The sequence below is a fragment of the Acidiphilium multivorum AIU301 genome (assembly GCF_000202835.1).
GTDB lineage: Bacteria > Pseudomonadota > Alphaproteobacteria > Acetobacterales > Acetobacteraceae > Acidiphilium > Acidiphilium multivorum.
Genome location: NC_015178.1, coordinates 54,135 through 69,209, shown reverse-complemented (window position 1 = coordinate 69,209; position 15,075 = coordinate 54,135). Strand labels below are relative to the sequence as shown.

Genomic DNA, 15,075 nt, shown 5'->3' with positions numbered 1-15,075 from the left:
AAGCCGACTGTGTCGGGGACGGAGACGACCAGCCTGATTCTGATCCGTCATGCGCCCTCGGACGCGGGCGGGCGGCTTGCCGGGCGCAGCGACCCTGCTGCGCGGCTGCCCGGCACCGAGGCGTTGACGCGCGCGCGGGCTGCGCTGGCTGCGCTCGGCGCGGCGGAGGCGCGGCTGGTGACGAGCCCCGCCCGGCGCTGCCGGGAGACCGTGGCAGCGCTCCTTCCAGGTCGGGAGGCGGCGCTGGACCCCCGGCTCTGGGAGCAGGATTTCGGCGCCTGGGAGGGGCTGTTGCCCGAGGAACTCCCCGATCTGGGCCCGCTCGGGCGGGTGGAGATCGCTGCGCACCGCGCGCCGGGGGGCGAGAGTTTCCTTGACCTCTGGGCCCGGGTGACACCCGCGCTGGAGGGGCTGACGCAGGGCGGCATGGTCGTTGTCGTTGCCCATGCCGGGACGATCCGCGCAGCGCTCGGGCTCGCACTGGGGGAAGCCCCGGCGGGACTCGGCTTCGAGATCGCGCCGCTGTCGGCCACGCATCTGCGGGCACAGCTGGGCGGTGTCTGGTCGATCGGCTTCACCAACCGGGCGCTGGCATGAACGGCATTGAGATCGCCGTCCTCGGCCATTTCGGAGAGTTCCTGCAGGGACGCATTGGCCCCGGCGGGCCAGTGGCGCTGGTCACCGTGCCCTGCGCCTTCCCGGGCCCTTCGCACTGCACCAGCCGGGCGCGCGGGTGCTGAGCAAGGCAGGCGCGGCCGGACTGCTGAGAAGCCTCGGGGTCCGGCCCGAGGGGCGGTTCAGCCTGCGGCTCGACATGCCGGCGCGGGTGGCCCTGGCACGGGCGGCAGGGGTCACGGACCCGAAGACCATCGTGCTGGCCTGCCTCGGCTCCGAGGGGGCGGTCGATCCATTGATGTTGGATGATCCCGAGGGGCTTCTCTGGGCCTCGCGCGCAGGCCGCGTGCTTGCCCGACCGCCAGCGCCGTCGCGAATGGAGATCGTCGGCCGCTTCTTCGGGCCGATGCGGCGGACCGATCCTCGGGACGCGGCTTTCCCGGACATCGCCGACCACTCCGACGCCTGGCCCGCCGCTTGCGGCGACCTCGCCGGAGTGGCCGCGCTTGCCTCCGAGTCGGCTCGGCGCACGATCCGCCTGCGCGGCCCGGCGGACGATCCGACCGAAACACTGGCCGCCGCGAAAGGCGCGCTCGGGTTCGTCATCGCCCATACCGGGGCGGCGGGCGGGCTGATCTTCGCGCCGGGAACGGTGCCCGAAACGACGCCCGCCGCCCTTCGCGCCTCAGGCTTCCGCCATATCCTGCGCTTCCGGATTCGGGGCGGAAGATGAGCATGGCGGCGGCAATGGCGGTGGCGCTTGGAGTAGATTGGGGGCTCGGCTGGCCCGATCCGCTCTATCGTCGTATCGGCCATCCCGTGACCTGGATCGGTGATTTGATTGGGCGCTTGGATCGGGACTGGAACACGGCAGGCGCGCGGCCGGGGCGGGACCGGCTGTTGGGGGTCGCGGCGGCGCTTCTGGTCATTGCGGTGACCGTCGCCTTCGCCGCTATAATCGCGGCGCTGCAGCCCGGCGGCTGGGCAGGGCTGGTGCTGACGGGCGTTCTCGCATGGCCACTGGTCGCGGCACGCTCGCTCGACGATCACGTGGCGCGCGTGGCCGAGCCGCTCGGCCGGGGCGACCTGCCCGGCGCGCGGCGCGCGGTCGCGATGATCGTGGGGCGGGACACGGAGCGGCTCGACTCGGCAGGCGTCGCCCGAGCGGCGATCGAGAGCTTGGCCGAAAACGCCTCCGACGGGATCGTGGCGCCGCTCTTCTGGGGAGCGATCTTTGGCCTGCCCGGGATCGCTGGGTACAAGGCGATTAATACGCTAGATTCGATGATCGGGCACCGCACACCCCGGCACGAGGCCTTCGGCTGGGCCGCGGCGCGGATCGATGATGTGACGAACCTGATCCCGGCACGGCTTTGCGGGCTGATCTTCGCCGCGGTCTCGGCCCTCCCCCGCGCATCGTGCGCGACGATGTGGCGGGACGCGGGCCACCACCGCTCGCCCAACGCGGGCTGGCCGGAGGCGGCGATGGCGGGGGGACTCGGCATTCGCCTCTCAGGCCCCCGGGTCTACGGGGACCGGCTTTCGGACGAGCCTTGGGTGAACGCTGGCGGCGGCGATCCGAATTCGGCTAGCATTTCGGCGGCTCTTGCGCTTTACCGCCGAGCGCTGGCGGCTCTGGCTGCGCTCCTGCTGCTTGCGGCGGCTCTGTGAGGGGATGATGCGCGACCACGGCGGCAATCTGGACGAGGCAATGGCGGGGTTCGGCGGCACGGCCGCGGACTGGATCGACCTGTCGACCGGCATCAACCGCCAGCCTTGGCCGGTGCCACCACTGCCGCCAGAGGCCTGGACGGCGCTTCCCACCAAGCGCGCACTTGCCGCGCTGATCGAGGCGGCGCGCGGGGTCTGGGGCACCGAGGCGCCTATGGTGGCGCTGGCCGGCGCGCAGGCGGCGATACAGTTGATTCCGCATCTAGCCCCCCCGGGCCGCGCAAGGGTGCTGGCGCCGACCTATAACGAACATGCCGCTGCGCTGCGCGCTGCCGGATGGGCGGTGAAAGAGGTCTCGCGGCTGGAGGAGCTGGCGGGTGCGGACCTCGCCGTGCTGGTCAACCCCAACAACCCCGACGGCCGGCGGATCGAGCCCGAGGCGCTTCTCGCGCTACTGCCGCAGGTTGGGCGGTTGGTGGTGGACGAAAGCTTCGGCGACCCCGATCCGGCGCTTTCCCTCGCCGCGGGCTGTGGCCGGCCCGGGCTGATAGTGCTCCGGTCGTTCGGCAAGTTCTGGGGGCTGGCGGGCGTGCGCCTCGGCTTCGCCATCGGCCCGGCCGCCGATATCGCGGCCTTAGCCGAGCGCGCCGGTCCCTGGGCCGTCTCAGGCCCGGCACTGGAGATCGGCCGGCGCGCGCTTCTTGACACCGCCTGGGCGGAGGCCACGCGCCAGCGCCTCGCCGAGAACGCCCTGCGGCTCGACGCGCTGGTCGCACGCGCGGGGTGGGAGTTGATCGGCGGCACCGGGCTTTTCCGCCTTTACCGCACGCCCGAAGGGACGGCGGCGCAGGCGCGGCTCGCCCGCCATCGGATCTGGTCGCGGATTTTTCCGGCCCGGCCGGACTGGTTGCGCCTCGGCCTGCCGGGGAGCGAGGAAGAATGGAAGCGCATGGAAGCGGCGCTCAAGGGCCCGAAGACATTCGGCACCGAAGAGGCGGCGGTGCTTTCGCGTCTCCTCCACTGGCGCCGCGACGTTCGCCACTTCCGCCGCGATCCGGTGCCTGATGAGGTGCTGCGGCGGCTGCGCGTGGCGGTCGACAGCGCGCCCTCGGTCGGCAACGCCCGGCCCTGGCGGATCTTCCGGGTGGAGGATGCTGGGCTGCGCTCGGCCGTGCGTGTGGAATTTGCCCGCTGCAACGGAGCGGCAGCTTCGCTCTATTCGGGCGATCAGGCGCGGACCTACGCCAAGCTCAAGCTCGCGGGCCTTGAGGCCGCGCCGGTACAATTCGCCGTCTTCACCGTGACCGATCCGGACGCAGGGCACGGCCTCGGCCGCCAGACCATGCCGGAAACGCTGCGGCAGTCAACCGCGATGGCGATACATACGCTTTGGCTCGCTGCGCGGGCCGAGAACCTCGGGCTCGGCATGGTCTCGATCGTCGAGCCGAAGCGGATAGAGGAGCTGTTCGAGGTACCAGAGGGCTGGGAGTTCGCCGCCTACCTCTGCCTCGGCTGGCCCGCTTTCAGCGACGACACACCGCTTTTGCACCGCAATGGCTGGCAACAGAACTGCGCGACTGACTGGGAGATCCGCTGAGCCGCGCCAGCCGTCACCGCGCGAGCGCGAAGAGGCCGTCGAGATCGAGATGCGCCTCGAGATGCGCGGCGAGCTGGTCGAGCGTCTTCTCCACACCCGCCCGGTAGTCGAGGCCGGAACCCTGCGCACCGAGCCGGTCGAGGAAATCGCGGCGGAAGCCGTCGACCGAGAACATGCCGTGAAGGTAACTCCCCATCACCCGCCCGTCGCCGGACACGGCACCCTCTGGCTGGCCTGCGACCTCGGCGAAGGGCCGGGCACAGTCGGGTCCCCGAGTGCGCCCAATGTGGATCTCGTAGCCATCGAACTCCGCCCCGGTGGCGGTGTGGCGGGCAGAGATGCGGGTCAGCGTCTTGTCCCCGCCCATGATGGTCTCGACGTCCAAAAGACCTAGGCCTGGGCTCTCGCCCGCTGGCCCCTCGATGCCTTCCGGGTCGGCGATCCGCGTCCCGAGCATTTGGAAGCCGCCGCAGATGCCAAGCACCGCGCCACCCCGACGGCGATGCGCGGCGAGGTCGATGTCCCAGCCTTGCGCGCGCAGAAAAGTGAGGTCGCCGCGTGTCGATTTGCTGCCTGGCAGGATCACGAGGTCGGTGTCGCCCGGCAGGGCCTCGCCCGCGCGCAGCATGGTGACGCTGACGGCTGGCTCGGCAGAGAGCGGGTCGAGATCGTCGAAATTGGCGATGCGCGAAAGCGCGAGGCAGACCACCCGGAACGGTCCGCCTTTGGCGACGCGCCCGAGGTCGAGCGCGTCCTCCGCCGGCAGGCGCGAGGCGCCGGGGAACCACGGCAGCACGCCGTAGCCGCGCCAGCCGGTCCTGCCCTCGATCAGGCGGTACCCAGCCTCGAAGAGCTGGGGATCGCCGCGGAACTTGTTGATCAGAAAGCCCACGACAAGCGCCGCATCCTCCGCGTCGAGCACGGTCTGGGTGCCGACGACCTGGGCGATCACCCCGCCGCGGTCGATGTCTCCAGCCAGCACCACCGGCACGTCGGCGGCGCGCGCGAAGCCCATGTTGGCAATGTCGCCCGCGCGCAGGTTCACCTCTGCCGGGCTGCCCGCGCCTTCGACGAGTACGAGATCGTGGGCCGCCTTGAGGCGGTTGAAGGATTCGAGCACCGGCGCCATCAGCTCGGGCTTGCGCCGGGAATAGTCCCGCGCCCGCATGGTGCCGATGCGGCGGCCCTGAACGATCACCTGAGCGCCGAGGTCGGTTTCGGGTTTGAGCAGGACCGGGTTCATATCGGTCACCGGCTCCAACCCCGAGGCAAGCGCCTGAAGCGCCTGGGCGCGGCCGATCTCCCCCCCGTCGGCGGTCACGGCTGCGTTGTTCGACATATTCTGCGGCTTGAACGGCGCCACCGTCAGCCTGCGCCGCCGCGCCGCGCGGCACAGCCCCGCGACCAGCATCGACTTGCCCACATTCGAGCCGCAACCCTGGATCATCAGCGCCGGCATCGCGCGCTCCCCACCCCGTTTATCAAGTTCGTCTTGCTCGTGGCCCAAATTTCCCGGCGCAGTGCCCTCTGACGTTCAGTACTCCACCCCCGCCTGCGCCTTGATTCCGGCGCGGAACGGGTGCTTGACCAGCGTCATCTCGGTCACAAGGTCGGCAGCCTCGATCAGCCCCTCGGCGGCGTTACGGCCGGTGAGGACGACATGGGTCATCTCGGGCTTCTCCTCGCGCAGGAAGGCGATCACGGCCTCGATGTCGAGGTATTCGTAGCGCAGCGCGATGTTGATCTCGTCAAGAAGGACCATACGGATCGAGGGGTCACGGATCAACTCCTTGGCCTTTTCCCAGCCGGCCTCGGCGGCAGCGATGTCGCGGGCGCGGTTCTGGGTTTCCCAAGTGAAGCCCTCGCCCATGGCGTGGAACTGGCAGAGATCCCCGAAATGCTCGGTCAGGAGCCGTCGCTCACCCGTGTCCCAGGCCCCCTTTATAAACTGGACGACCGCGCAGGGCATGCCATGGGCGATGCAGCGCAGGATCATCCCGAACCCGGAGGAGGACTTGCCCTTGCCGGGGCCGGTGTGGACGATGATCAGGCCCTTCTCGCCGATCTTCTCCGCCATCATCCGGTCGCGCGCGGCCTTGATCTTGGCCTTCTTGGCGGCGTGCTCTTCCTCGCTGACGGGTTTGCGGCCCATTGCGTCGCTCCTTGTTCTTGACAACAGGCTGCATCCTGCCACACCTGACGCCATGCTGGTGCCCGGCTTGCGTCGGGCCTAAGAGGGAATGCGACAGGGGGAACCCCGAGCGCAGCCGCCCCCGCGACCGTGACCGGAGAGGTCGCCCGATGCCACTGGTCCGCGGACCGGGAAGGCGGGCGTCCGCAGGGCCGAGAGGCTTATATCCGTTAGCCGGGAGACCTGCCAGCAGCAAAACTGACCGGGCGGCCGGGGTGCGCTGCGACCGACGGTGGTGTGGCATTCTGGCCCGTCCTCGTCTCGCATGCCCCCAGGGCCGCCGCCAACCGAGAGGACCCGATGGGCACGACGCTCCATGTCTGCATCACCTGCCGCGCCGGGCAAGAGCCGGTGGAGGGGATGCCCTGCCTCGGCGCGCGCCTGCTAGCCGCGCTTCAGGCCGGGGACTGCCCCGAGGGCGTCACGATCCGCCCGGTCGAGTGCCTGTCTGCCTGCAATACCGGCGCCGCCGTCGCGCTCTCCGCCCCAGGGCGGTGGAGTTATATCTACGGCCGGCTGGCCCCCGAGGATGCGCCCGACATCCTCGGGGGCGCCGCAGCCTATGCCCGCGCGCCGAACGGCCTCGTACCCTGGCGCGAGCGGCCCGTGATCTTCCGCAAGCAATCCATCGCAAGAATCCCCCCGCAGGAACCCGCGCCATGAACGACCTCGCCAAGATACCCGTCACCGTCGTCACCGGCTTTCTCGGCGCCGGCAAGACCACGCTGATTCGCCACCTTATGGCCAATCCGGGTGGCCGTCGCCTCGCCGTGCTGGTCAACGAATTCGGCAGCCAGGGGGTGGACGGCGAGATTCTGAAAAGCTGCGCCAATGAGAGCTGCCCAGTGGAGAACATCGTGGAACTCGCAAATGGCTGCATCTGCTGCACCGTCGCCGACGAGTTCCTGCCGACGATGGAGGCGATCCTCGCCCTACCGAAGCGGCCCGACCATATACTGATTGAGACTTCCGGTCTCGCCCTGCCGAAGCCGCTTTTGAAGGCCTTCGACTGGCCCGCCATCCGCTCGCGCATCACCGTGGACGGCGTTATCGCGCTGGCCGACGCCGAGGCCGTGGCCGCCGGCCGCTTCGCGCCGGACCCGAATGCGGTGCTGGCCCAGCGCGAGGCCGACGACAGCCTCGATCACGACACGCCGCTGGGCGAGGTCTTCGAGGACCAGATCGCCTGCGCCGACCTGATCCTGCTGACCAAGGCCGATCTCGCCGGCGAAGCCGGCATCGCCGTCGCCCGCGCCGCGATCGAAGCCGAGGCGCCGCGCCGCATCCCGATGGTCACGGTGCGCGATGGCAAGGTCGACCCGGCCGTCATCCTCGGTCTCAATGCGGCTGCGGAGGACGACCTCGCCGCCCGCCCCTCGCATCACGATGGGGCGGACGATCACGAGCATAACGACTTCGATACGATCGTCGTCGATCTGCCGGAACAGGCAAGCCAGGAGGCGCTGGAGGTCGCGATCGAAAAGCTGGCAGCCGAGCAGAATATCCTGCGCGTGAAAGGCTATGTCGCGCTGGCCGACAAGCCCATGCGGCTTCTGGTTCAAGCGGTAGGTGCGCGGGTGCGCAGCCAGTTCGACCGGCCCTGGGGCAGCCTGCCCCGTGGCTCCCAACTGGTGGTGATCGCGGAGCGCGGCGATGTCGATGCCGCGCGCATCCGAACCGCGCTCGGCGCTTGAGGGCGTGCGCGCGCCGTGCATGTCATCTTCCGCGAGAGTCATGGACTAGAGGAGACCGAGACCCCGCAAGATCTCGGCCAGGATCCGGCCGATCTTGTGGTGCTCTCGTTTTCCGACAGTGACCTTGGCGCCTTCGCGGCGGGCTGGCACCGCGCGCGGGAGGCGGGTAGCACCCTTCCCACGCTACGACTCGCCAACCTAGTGGCGCTGCGCCATCCGTTGTCGGTTGACACCTATGCCGAGCGTACCCTGGCCGGCGCCAAGGCGATGCTGGTCCGGCTCATCGGCGGCGAGGCCTACTGGAGTTATGGCCTCTCGACCCTGCGCGACCTTTCCCAACGGCAGGGGTTGGCGCTCGCCGTGCTGCCCGCCGACGGGCGCGAGGATCCGGCACTCGATGCCTATTCGACGCTGCCCGTCTCCACCCTGCGCCGGCTTTCGGCCCTGTGCGATGCCGGAGGGGCGGTTGCCGCGCAGGCGGCACTGGCGCAGCTCTCGCTTGCCGCCGGACTCTATGCCGGGCCGGTCGCAGGCGCGAAGACGATGCCGGAGGTCGGGCTATACCTGCCCGGGCGGGGTGTCGTGGCCGCACTGCCGGAGGATCCGCGGCCAGCGGCGGCGGTCACGTTCTACCGCGCCTATCTGACGGCGGCGGATCTCGGTGCGATCGATGCGCTGATCGGGGCTCTGGAGGCGGAAGGCTTTGCCGCTTACGGCCTTTTCGCGCCCTCGCTGAAGGCCCCGAGCGCCGCGCCGCTCGTTTCCGAGCTGCTGGCCGCGCATCCGCCCGCTGTCATCGTCAATGCGACGGCCTTCTCGGCGCAGGGGGCGGAGGGGCGCTCGCCGCTCGACGGGCCGGGGGCGCCGGTATTCCAGGTCGCACTCTCGACCGCGCAGCGGCGTGACTGGGCAGGTTCGGATCGCGGGCTGTCGCCGGCCGACCTCGCCATGCATGTGGTGTTGCCGGAGGTGGACGGACGGCTCTTCGCAGGGGCCGTCAGCTTCAAGGCGGCGACACCGCGCGATGACGCGCTGCAATATTCGCGCTTCGTACATCGGGCCGAGCCCGAGCAGGTGGCCCGCGCCGCCGCCCGGGTAGGGGGCTGGCAGCGGCTGGCCGCCACCCCGGCAGCGGAGCGGGAGCTGGCGTTGATCCTCTCCACCTACCCCGGCCGGGCGCATCAGATGGCCCATGCCGTCGGGCTCGATGCCTTGGCCTCGGCCGAGGCGATCCTCTCCGATCTCGCTGCGGCGGGCTACGTGACTGGCCCCGAGGCCGGGCTGGCAGCGCGGCTGGGGGCCGAGACGCTGGCCTGGCCGCTCGCCGATTACCGCGTCGCGCTTACCACCCTGCCCGAGGCGTTGCGCGAGCAACTCAACGAGGCCTGGGGCGCTCCGGAAGAGGATCCGGCGGTGCGCGACGGCGTCTTCCACTTCGCAGCCTTCGCGCTTGGCCGCATGCTCGTCGCACTGCAACCCGAGCGTGGGCACCGCGCCGGGCGGGAGGCGAGCTACCACGACCTCGCCTCCACACCGCGGCACGCCTATGTCGCTTTCTATCTGTGGCTGCGCGCCCGGCGGCTGGCGGCGCTCGTGCATATCGGCGCTCACGGGACGCTGGAATGGCTGCCGGGCAAGTCGGTCGCGCTCTCGGCCGATTGCTGGCCAGAGGCGCTTACCGGCGCGATGCCTGTAATTTACCCGTTCATCGTCAATGACCCCGGCGAGGCGGCGCAGGCCAAGCGGCGGCTCGGCGCGGTGACCTTGGGCCACCTTCCGCCGCCACTCGTCGGATCCACACTGCCTGAGGGGCTCGCACGGCTGGAGAGCCTGCTCGACGAATATTCCACCGCCGAAGGGCTCGACCCGGCGAGGCGGAGCCGGCTGGTCGCCGCGATTCGAGAGGAAGCGCGCGCGCAGGGGGTTGAGGATGACCTAGCGCTACCGCCCGGCGCCAGTGCAGCGGAGGCGATCACCCGGATCGACCGTTTCGTCTGTGATCTGAAGGAAAGCCGGTTCGGCGAGGGGCTCCACGTCTTCGGGCGCGGCGCCTGCGGGATCGAGGAGCGCACCGGGCTTCTTGCCGCGCTCGACGGCCGCCGGGTAGCGTCAGGGCCCTCCGGCTCTCCTGCACGTGGGCGGTCGGATGTGCTGCCCACCGGGCGCAACCTCTTCGCCGTCGATCCGCGCGCAGTGCCGACGCGGGCCGCCCATGCGCAGGGCGTGAAGCTCGCCGAGGAGCTGATCCGCCGCCATTTGCAGGACCAGGGCGACTGGCCGCGGGGGCTGATCGTAGACCTCTGGGGGTCTGCCACGATGCGGACGGCGGGCGAGGATTTCGCCATGGCGCTGCATCTTGCCGGCCTTGCGCCGGTCTGGGACGAAGGCTCCACTCGCGTCTCGGGATTCGAGGTGATCCCGCCAGCGCTGCTCGGTCGCCCGCGGATCGACGTAACGCTCCGCGTCTCGGGCCTCTTCCGCGACATATTCCCCGGCCTCGCCCAGCTCTTCGAGGCGGGCGCCGCGGCGCTGGCGGATCGCGAGGAGGATCCGGCTGAAAACCCATATGCCGCACTCAGCCCTCGCGTCTTCGGGCCGAAGCCCGGGGCCTATGGCCTCGGCATCGCCGCAGATCCCATCGATTTTAGCGATGCCGCGCGTGCGGCGGCGGGTGAGGCATGGCTGGCAGCTTCCGCCTGGGCGATCGGCGCGGATGGGGCAAGCCGCGAGGCCCGTTCGGCGCTGGAGGCCCGCGTGGGTACCGCCGATGCCTTCGTCCACTCCCAGGATCTGCCGGAGACGGACCTGCTGCTGGCCGAGGATTTTGCTGCCCATGAAGCCGGAATCGCCGCCGCCGCCGCGCGGCTCGGCCGGCCGGCCCCGGCGCTCTACCACCTCGACGCGACCAACCCGGAGGCGCCGCGCGCGAGGGCGCTTTCGGAAGAGATCGCGCGCGTCATGCGGGCCCGCGCCGCCAACCCAGCCTGGGCCGAGGGGATGATGCGCCACGGCTTCCGCGGCGGGGCGGAGATCGCAGCGACGCTCGACCACCTCGCTGCCTTCGCCCATCTTGCCCGCGCCGTCCCGCCGCATCTCTTCGACCTCTATCACGAGGCGACGCTGGGGCGGATCGAGGTGGCTGAGTTCCTAGCCCGGGAAAACCCGGCGGCGCTGGCCCGGATGAACGAGACATTCGCCGCACTCCGTGATGCGGGACTCTGGATCACCCAGCGCAACTCCATCGCCGCGGCGCTGGAGGGTCGGGCATGAGCGAGCCCGAAATCCGCGGCTGGTGCCCTGGTGCGCTGACGCCGATGGCCTCGGCCGATGGGCTTGTGGTGCGGTTGCGCCCGCCGCTGGGCCGCCTCAGCTCGGCACAGGCGCGGGCGGTAGCAGCGGCGGCGGTACGATTCGGATCGGGGGAAGTGGAGCTGACCTCGCGCGCCAACCTACAGATCCGTGGCGTGGCCGAGGCGGACCACGCGGCACTGCTGGCGGAGCTGGCGGCCCACGGGCTGGTCGACCCCGACCCGGAAACCGAGCGCGCGCGCGCCATCGCCATCGCGCCTTTCTATCGAGAGGCGGCAGAGATTACGAGCCTGGCGAACATCCTGACCGAGGCGCTCCGCGCCGCGCCCCTGCCCTCGAAATTCGGCGCAACGCTCGATATCGGCTCTGCGCCGGTGCTGGCGGGGACCGCCGCCGATCTCCGGCTGGAACGGGCGGCGGACGGTCGGCTAGTGCTGCGCCCCGATGGCTCGGCCACGGGCTGGCCTGTGACGGCCGAGACGCTACCGGCTATTCTGACGAAGCTGATCGGCTGGTTCCTGGAGACTGGAGGTGTCCGGAACGGCCGCGGCCGGATGCGCAAGCATCTTATTGGCAAGCACGACCTGCCAGGGGGTTGCAACGTTGCCCCTGCCCTACCTGCTGCGCTGCCAAAACCAGGGCCGGTCGGCGACGGGCAACTCGCCATCGTAGCATTCGGGCTGATGCCTGCACAGACGCTCTCGGCCCTCGCGGACCTGAGCGCCGAGATTCGGCTGACGCCCTGGCGGGGCGTATTTATGCCCGGCCTGCGGGCGCTGCCTGCGCTTTCCGGGATTCTGGCCTATCCTGAGGATCCGTTGCTGCGCGTCCATGCCTGCACCGGGCGGCTCGGCTGTCCGCAGGCGCTCGCCGAGACCCGAGCGCTCGCCCGGGCTCTTGCGCCCAAGCTGGCGGCCGGGCAGAGCCTCCATGTCTCTGGCTGCGCCAAGGGCTGCGCCCATCCCGGGCCCTGCGGCCTGGTTCTGACCGCCACGCCCAAGGGCTTCGATCTTGCCCGCGACGCCTCCGCCGGTGCCCCGCCCCTTCGCCCCGCTCTCTCGCCCGCGGCACTTCTCGCCACCCCTTACCCATTCGGTGCCCCCTGATGCCCCACGCCTACGAGACCGACGGCGCCGCGATATACCGGCAGTCCTTCGCCACCATCCGCACCGAGGCCGACCTCGCCCGCTTCACGCCGGAGGAGGAACCGGTCGTTGTGCGCATGATCCATGCGCTCGGTTTCGTCGGGCTGGAGGCGAGCGTCGCCTTCACCCCGGGCCTGGCCGAGGCCGCCCGGACCGCCCTCATGGCCGGTGCGCCGATCCTCTGCGATGCGCGTATGGTCAGCGAGGGGATCACCCGGTCGCGGCTGCCGGCGGAGAACGAGATCCTCTGCACGCTCCACGACCCTAAGGTGCCGGCACTGGCGCAGCACCTTTCCACCACGCGCTCCGCCGCCGCGCTGGAGCTTTGGCGGCCACGGCTCGCGGGCGCGGTGGTGGCTATCGGCAATGCGCCGACGGCGCTTTTCCACCTGCTGAACATGCTGGAAGATCCCGGCTGCCCGCGCCCGGCCGCGATAATCGGTTGCCCGGTGGGATTTGTCGGTGCCGCCGAGTCGAAGGCCGCACTGATGGAGGCGCCGCCGGTGTCGTCGATGGCCGTCATGGGGCGGCTCGGCGGGTCCGCCGTCACCGTCGCCGCGATCAACGCGCTTGCCAGCCGGAAAGAATGAGCATGGGCCGCATTCTCTGCGCCGGGCTTGGCCCCGGCGACCCGGAACTGATGAGCGTTAAGGCCGACCGTGCGATCCGCGGTGCCCGTCACATAGCCTTCTTCCGCAAGGCCGGCCACGCCGGGCAGGCGCGCCGCATCGTCGAGGGGATGCTCGCCCCTGGCTCAATCGAACATGCGATGGAATACCCGGTCACGACTGAGATCGCCTTCGACAGCCTGGAATACACCGAGACGCTGGCACGGTTCTACGACCTCTGGGCCGACCACCTTGCCCAGCTGGCCGAGACCGAGGAGGTCGTGGTCCTCTGTGAGGGCGACCCATTCTTCTACGGCTCCTTCATGCATCTCTATACTCGCCTGAAGGGCCGGGTGCCGGTGGAGGTCATCCCCGGCATCACCGGCATGTCGGGCTGCTGGACGGCAACCGGCGTGCCGATCACCTGGGGCGACGATATCCTCTGCGTCTTGCCCGGAACCTTGCCCGAGGCACGGCTTGTGGCGCAGATGCGGGAGGCGGAGGCGCTTGTGGTGATGAAGACCGGCCGCAATCTGCCGAAGGTTCGCCGTGCGCTGGCAGAGGCCGGGCGGCTGGCGGATGCCTGGCTTGTGGAGCGCGGCACGATGGCCGACGAGCGCGTCGCCCGCCTCGCCGATCTTCCGGAGGGCGACTACCCCTATTTCGCTATCGTCCTCGTCCACGGCCAGGGCCGGCGACCGGAGATCGACGCATGAGTGGTTGGCTCGCCATCGCCGGGCTCGGTCCCGGGGACGCCGCGCTGGTGACGCCAGAGGTAGAGGCCGCGCTGGCAGAGGCGACCCATGTGGTGGGCTACATCCCTTATATCGCTCGCGTCGCGCCGCGCGCGGGGCTGACGCTGCATCCGTCCGACAACCGGGTAGAGCTCGACCGGGCCCGCCATGCGCTGGAGATGGCAGCTGCGGGCGCGCGCGTCGTCGTGGTCTCCTCCGGCGATCCGGGGGTCTTCGCCATGGCCTCGGCCGTGTTCCAGGCGCTGGAAGGCGCGCCGGAGTGGCAGGAGCTTGACATCCGCGTGCTTCCCGGGATCACCGCGATGCTGGCCGCTGCTGCCCGTGCCGGGGCGCCGCTGGGGCATGATTTCTGCGCGATCAACCTGTCGGACAACCTCAAGCCGTGGGTGGTGATCGAGCGGCGTCTGCGGCTCGCAGCACAGGCGGATTTCGCCATGGCCTTCTACAACCCCCGTTCCAGAGGCAGGCCCGAAGGCTTCGCCCGCGCGCTTGAGATCCTGCGCGAGGAATGCGGGGCCCATCAGCTGATCACCTTCGCCCGGGCCGTGAGCACCCTCGAGGAGCGGATCAACACGGTAACCCTGGTAGAGGCAACGCCGGAGATGGCCGACATGCGGACGGTAGTCCTGATGGGCAATTCCGCCACGCGGCGGGTGGGGCGGTTCGTCTATACGCCGCGCATGTTCCCTGGCGAAGCGGGCACCGGTTCGCCGTCCGAAAGCGCGCGCGCTCAGGGTTCAGGGCAGGTGGAATGAAAGATCCAGGCCATCACCTCGGCGATGCTCACGGCGACTGGCCGGTCGGGAACTTCCGGGCGGTCGATCAGGATTACCGGAAGACCGAGCGCCCGGGCGGCGTCGAGTTTGGCGCGCGCGCCGCTGCCGCCGGCGTTCTTTGCGAGGATCAGTTCGATGCGATGAGACTCCAGCAGCGCCCGGTCGCCCGCCGCGGAGAAGGGGCCACGGGCGACGACGGCCTCGGCATCCGGCAGGGGCAAGGGCACCTCGGGCGGATCCACGAGGCGCAGGAGATAATGGTGTTGCGGGGCCGCGGCGAAGGCGGAAAGGCCCTGCCTGCCAATGGCGACGAAGATCCGCCTCGGGGCCCACGGCAACGCGGCGATGGCGGCAGCGGTGTCCGGCACATGGGTCCAGCGGTCTTCCGCGCCCGCGCGCCAGGGCGGGCGTTCGAAGGCCAGAAGCGCCACGCCGGTCTCGGCCGCAGCAGCGACGGCATGGGCGCTCATCTGTGCCGCGAAGGGATGGGTGGCATCGATCATGTGGGTGATGCGCTCCGCCGTCAGCCAGTTCACCAGCCCCGCAACGCCGCCGAAGCCACCGATGCGCTGTGGCAGCGGCTGGGCTACCGGTGCCCCGGTGCGGCCGGCATAGGAGAAGACCGCATCCACCCCGGCCTCCGCCAGGGCGCGGGCGAGCGCGCTCGCCTCGCTGGTGCCACCGAGCAGCAGGACCCGCATCGCCTGTCTCCTT

14 protein-coding genes, 1 pseudogene and 1 riboswitch are annotated in these 15,075 nt (G+C 70.4%); of the genes and pseudogenes, 12 read left to right on the top strand and 3 right to left on the bottom strand.

Annotation, left to right across the window (positions count from 1 at the left end; all coding sequences use genetic code 11):
• The first annotated feature begins 9 nt into the window (after positions 1-9).
• From ACMV_RS17470 to bluB, 5 genes and pseudogenes are all read left to right on the top strand, one after another.
• The gene (locus tag ACMV_RS17470) at positions 10-597 is read left to right on the top strand and encodes a histidine phosphatase family protein (protein WP_013634910.1); all 588 of its coding nucleotides are present in this window, start codon (positions 10-12) and stop codon (positions 595-597) included.
• Positions 598-733: 136 nt separating this feature from the next.
• Positions 734-1,348 (top strand): hypothetical protein, encoded by a 615-nt coding sequence (locus ACMV_RS17465; RefSeq protein WP_013634908.1) that lies wholly within the window; start codon positions 734-736, stop codon positions 1,346-1,348.
• Positions 1,345-2,286 carry an adenosylcobinamide-phosphate synthase CbiB gene (gene cbiB / locus ACMV_RS17460; protein WP_013634907.1) on the top strand — a complete coding sequence of 314 codons (942 nt, stop codon included), beginning with the start codon at positions 1,345-1,347 and terminating at the stop codon, positions 2,284-2,286. The genes ACMV_RS17465 and cbiB overlap by 4 nt, the downstream gene beginning before the upstream one ends.
• A 7-nt stretch (positions 2,287-2,293) precedes the next feature.
• A pseudogene (gene cobD, locus ACMV_RS21620) lies at positions 2,294-3,247 on the top strand (threonine-phosphate decarboxylase CobD); the annotation flags it as partial.
• The gene (bluB, locus tag ACMV_RS21615; protein WP_231844550.1) at positions 3,236-3,883 is read left to right on the top strand and encodes a 5,6-dimethylbenzimidazole synthase; all 648 of its coding nucleotides are present in this window, start codon (positions 3,236-3,238) and stop codon (positions 3,881-3,883) included. The pseudogene cobD and the gene bluB, both read left to right, overlap by 12 nt.
• A gap of 13 nt (positions 3,884-3,896) precedes the next feature.
• On the opposite strand, the gene ACMV_RS17450 is transcribed toward bluB, so the two are convergent.
• Together ACMV_RS17450 and cobO are read right to left on the bottom strand one after the other, a co-directional pair.
• The gene (locus ACMV_RS17450; protein WP_013634905.1) at positions 3,897-5,342 is read right to left on the bottom strand and encodes a cobyric acid synthase; all 1,446 of its coding nucleotides are present in this window, start codon (positions 5,340-5,342) and stop codon (positions 3,897-3,899) included.
• A gap of 75 nt (positions 5,343-5,417) precedes the next feature.
• The gene (gene cobO / locus ACMV_RS17445; RefSeq protein WP_007422879.1) at positions 5,418-6,035 is read right to left on the bottom strand and encodes a cob(I)yrinic acid a,c-diamide adenosyltransferase; all 618 of its coding nucleotides are present in this window, start codon (positions 6,033-6,035) and stop codon (positions 5,418-5,420) included.
• A 39-nt stretch (positions 6,036-6,074) separates the two neighbouring features.
• Positions 6,075-6,279, top strand: a riboswitch (cobalamin riboswitch).
• Positions 6,280-6,374: 95 nt separating this feature from the next.
• Between cobO and ACMV_RS17440 the strand changes: the two genes are divergently transcribed.
• From ACMV_RS17440 to cobJ, 7 genes are read left to right on the top strand one after another with little or no spacing between them, the layout of a single operon-like run.
• Positions 6,375-6,737: a DUF1636 family protein gene (locus ACMV_RS17440; protein WP_007422877.1), complete on the top strand. Its 363-nt coding sequence runs from the start codon at positions 6,375-6,377 to the stop codon at positions 6,735-6,737.
• Positions 6,734-7,768: a cobalamin biosynthesis protein CobW gene (gene cobW, locus ACMV_RS17435; protein WP_013634904.1), complete on the top strand. Its 1,035-nt coding sequence runs from the start codon at positions 6,734-6,736 to the stop codon at positions 7,766-7,768. The genes ACMV_RS17440 and cobW overlap by 4 nt, the downstream gene beginning before the upstream one ends.
• Positions 7,769-7,783: 15 nt before the next feature.
• Positions 7,784-11,038, top strand: coding sequence for a cobaltochelatase subunit CobN (gene cobN / locus ACMV_RS17430; RefSeq protein ID WP_013634903.1), 3,255 nt, complete (start codon positions 7,784-7,786; stop codon positions 11,036-11,038).
• Complete coding sequence (locus ACMV_RS17425) at positions 11,035-12,183, top strand: precorrin-3B synthase (RefSeq protein ID WP_007422875.1); 1,149 nt, start codon at positions 11,035-11,037, stop codon at positions 12,181-12,183. Before cobN ends, ACMV_RS17425 begins: the two co-directional genes overlap by 4 nt.
• Complete coding sequence (locus ACMV_RS17420) at positions 12,183-12,812, top strand: precorrin-8X methylmutase (RefSeq protein ID WP_007422874.1); 630 nt, start codon at positions 12,183-12,185, stop codon at positions 12,810-12,812. Before ACMV_RS17425 ends, ACMV_RS17420 begins: the two co-directional genes overlap by 1 nt.
• 2 nt (positions 12,813-12,814) lie before the next feature.
• The gene (locus ACMV_RS17415) at positions 12,815-13,546 is read left to right on the top strand and encodes a precorrin-2 C(20)-methyltransferase (protein WP_039888094.1); all 732 of its coding nucleotides are present in this window, start codon (positions 12,815-12,817) and stop codon (positions 13,544-13,546) included.
• Entirely contained in the window at positions 13,543-14,340 is a 798-nt protein-coding gene (cobJ, locus tag ACMV_RS17410; RefSeq protein ID WP_013634902.1) for a precorrin-3B C(17)-methyltransferase, read from the top strand. The genes ACMV_RS17415 and cobJ overlap by 4 nt, the downstream gene beginning before the upstream one ends.
• On the opposite strand, the gene ACMV_RS17405 is transcribed toward cobJ, so the two are convergent.
• Complete coding sequence (locus ACMV_RS17405; RefSeq protein ID WP_007422871.1) at positions 14,316-15,062, bottom strand: cobalt-precorrin-6A reductase; 747 nt, start codon at positions 15,060-15,062, stop codon at positions 14,316-14,318. The two genes, cobJ and ACMV_RS17405, sit on opposite strands and share 25 nt — an antisense overlap.
• Positions 15,063-15,075: the final 13 nt, after the last annotated feature.

Excerpts from the sequence above, each read along its gene's own strand:
- ACMV_RS17405 (WP_007422871.1), bottom strand. The coding sequence starts at position 15,062 with ATGCGGGTCCTGCTGCTCGGTGGCACCAGCGAGGCGAGCGCGCTCGCC.
- ACMV_RS17440 (WP_007422877.1), top strand. The coding sequence starts at position 6,375 with ATGGGCACGACGCTCCATGTCTGCATCACCTGCCGCGCCGGGCAAGAG.
- ACMV_RS17415 (WP_039888094.1), top strand. The coding sequence starts at position 12,815 with ATGGGCCGCATTCTCTGCGCCGGGCTTGGCCCCGGCGACCCGGAACTG.
- ACMV_RS17420 (WP_007422874.1), top strand. The coding sequence starts at position 12,183 with ATGCCCCACGCCTACGAGACCGACGGCGCCGCGATATACCGGCAGTCC.
- cobO (WP_007422879.1), bottom strand. The coding sequence starts at position 6,035 with ATGGGCCGCAAACCCGTCAGCGAGGAAGAGCACGCCGCCAAGAAGGCC.
- ACMV_RS17450 (WP_013634905.1), bottom strand. The coding sequence starts at position 5,342 with ATGCCGGCGCTGATGATCCAGGGTTGCGGCTCGAATGTGGGCAAGTCG.
- bluB (WP_231844550.1), top strand. The coding sequence starts at position 3,236 with ATGGAAGCGGCGCTCAAGGGCCCGAAGACATTCGGCACCGAAGAGGCG.
- cobJ (WP_013634902.1), top strand. The coding sequence starts at position 13,543 with ATGAGTGGTTGGCTCGCCATCGCCGGGCTCGGTCCCGGGGACGCCGCG.
- cobW (WP_013634904.1), top strand. The coding sequence starts at position 6,734 with ATGAACGACCTCGCCAAGATACCCGTCACCGTCGTCACCGGCTTTCTC.
- cbiB (WP_013634907.1), top strand. The coding sequence starts at position 1,345 with ATGAGCATGGCGGCGGCAATGGCGGTGGCGCTTGGAGTAGATTGGGGG.
- ACMV_RS17425 (WP_007422875.1), top strand. The coding sequence starts at position 11,035 with ATGAGCGAGCCCGAAATCCGCGGCTGGTGCCCTGGTGCGCTGACGCCG.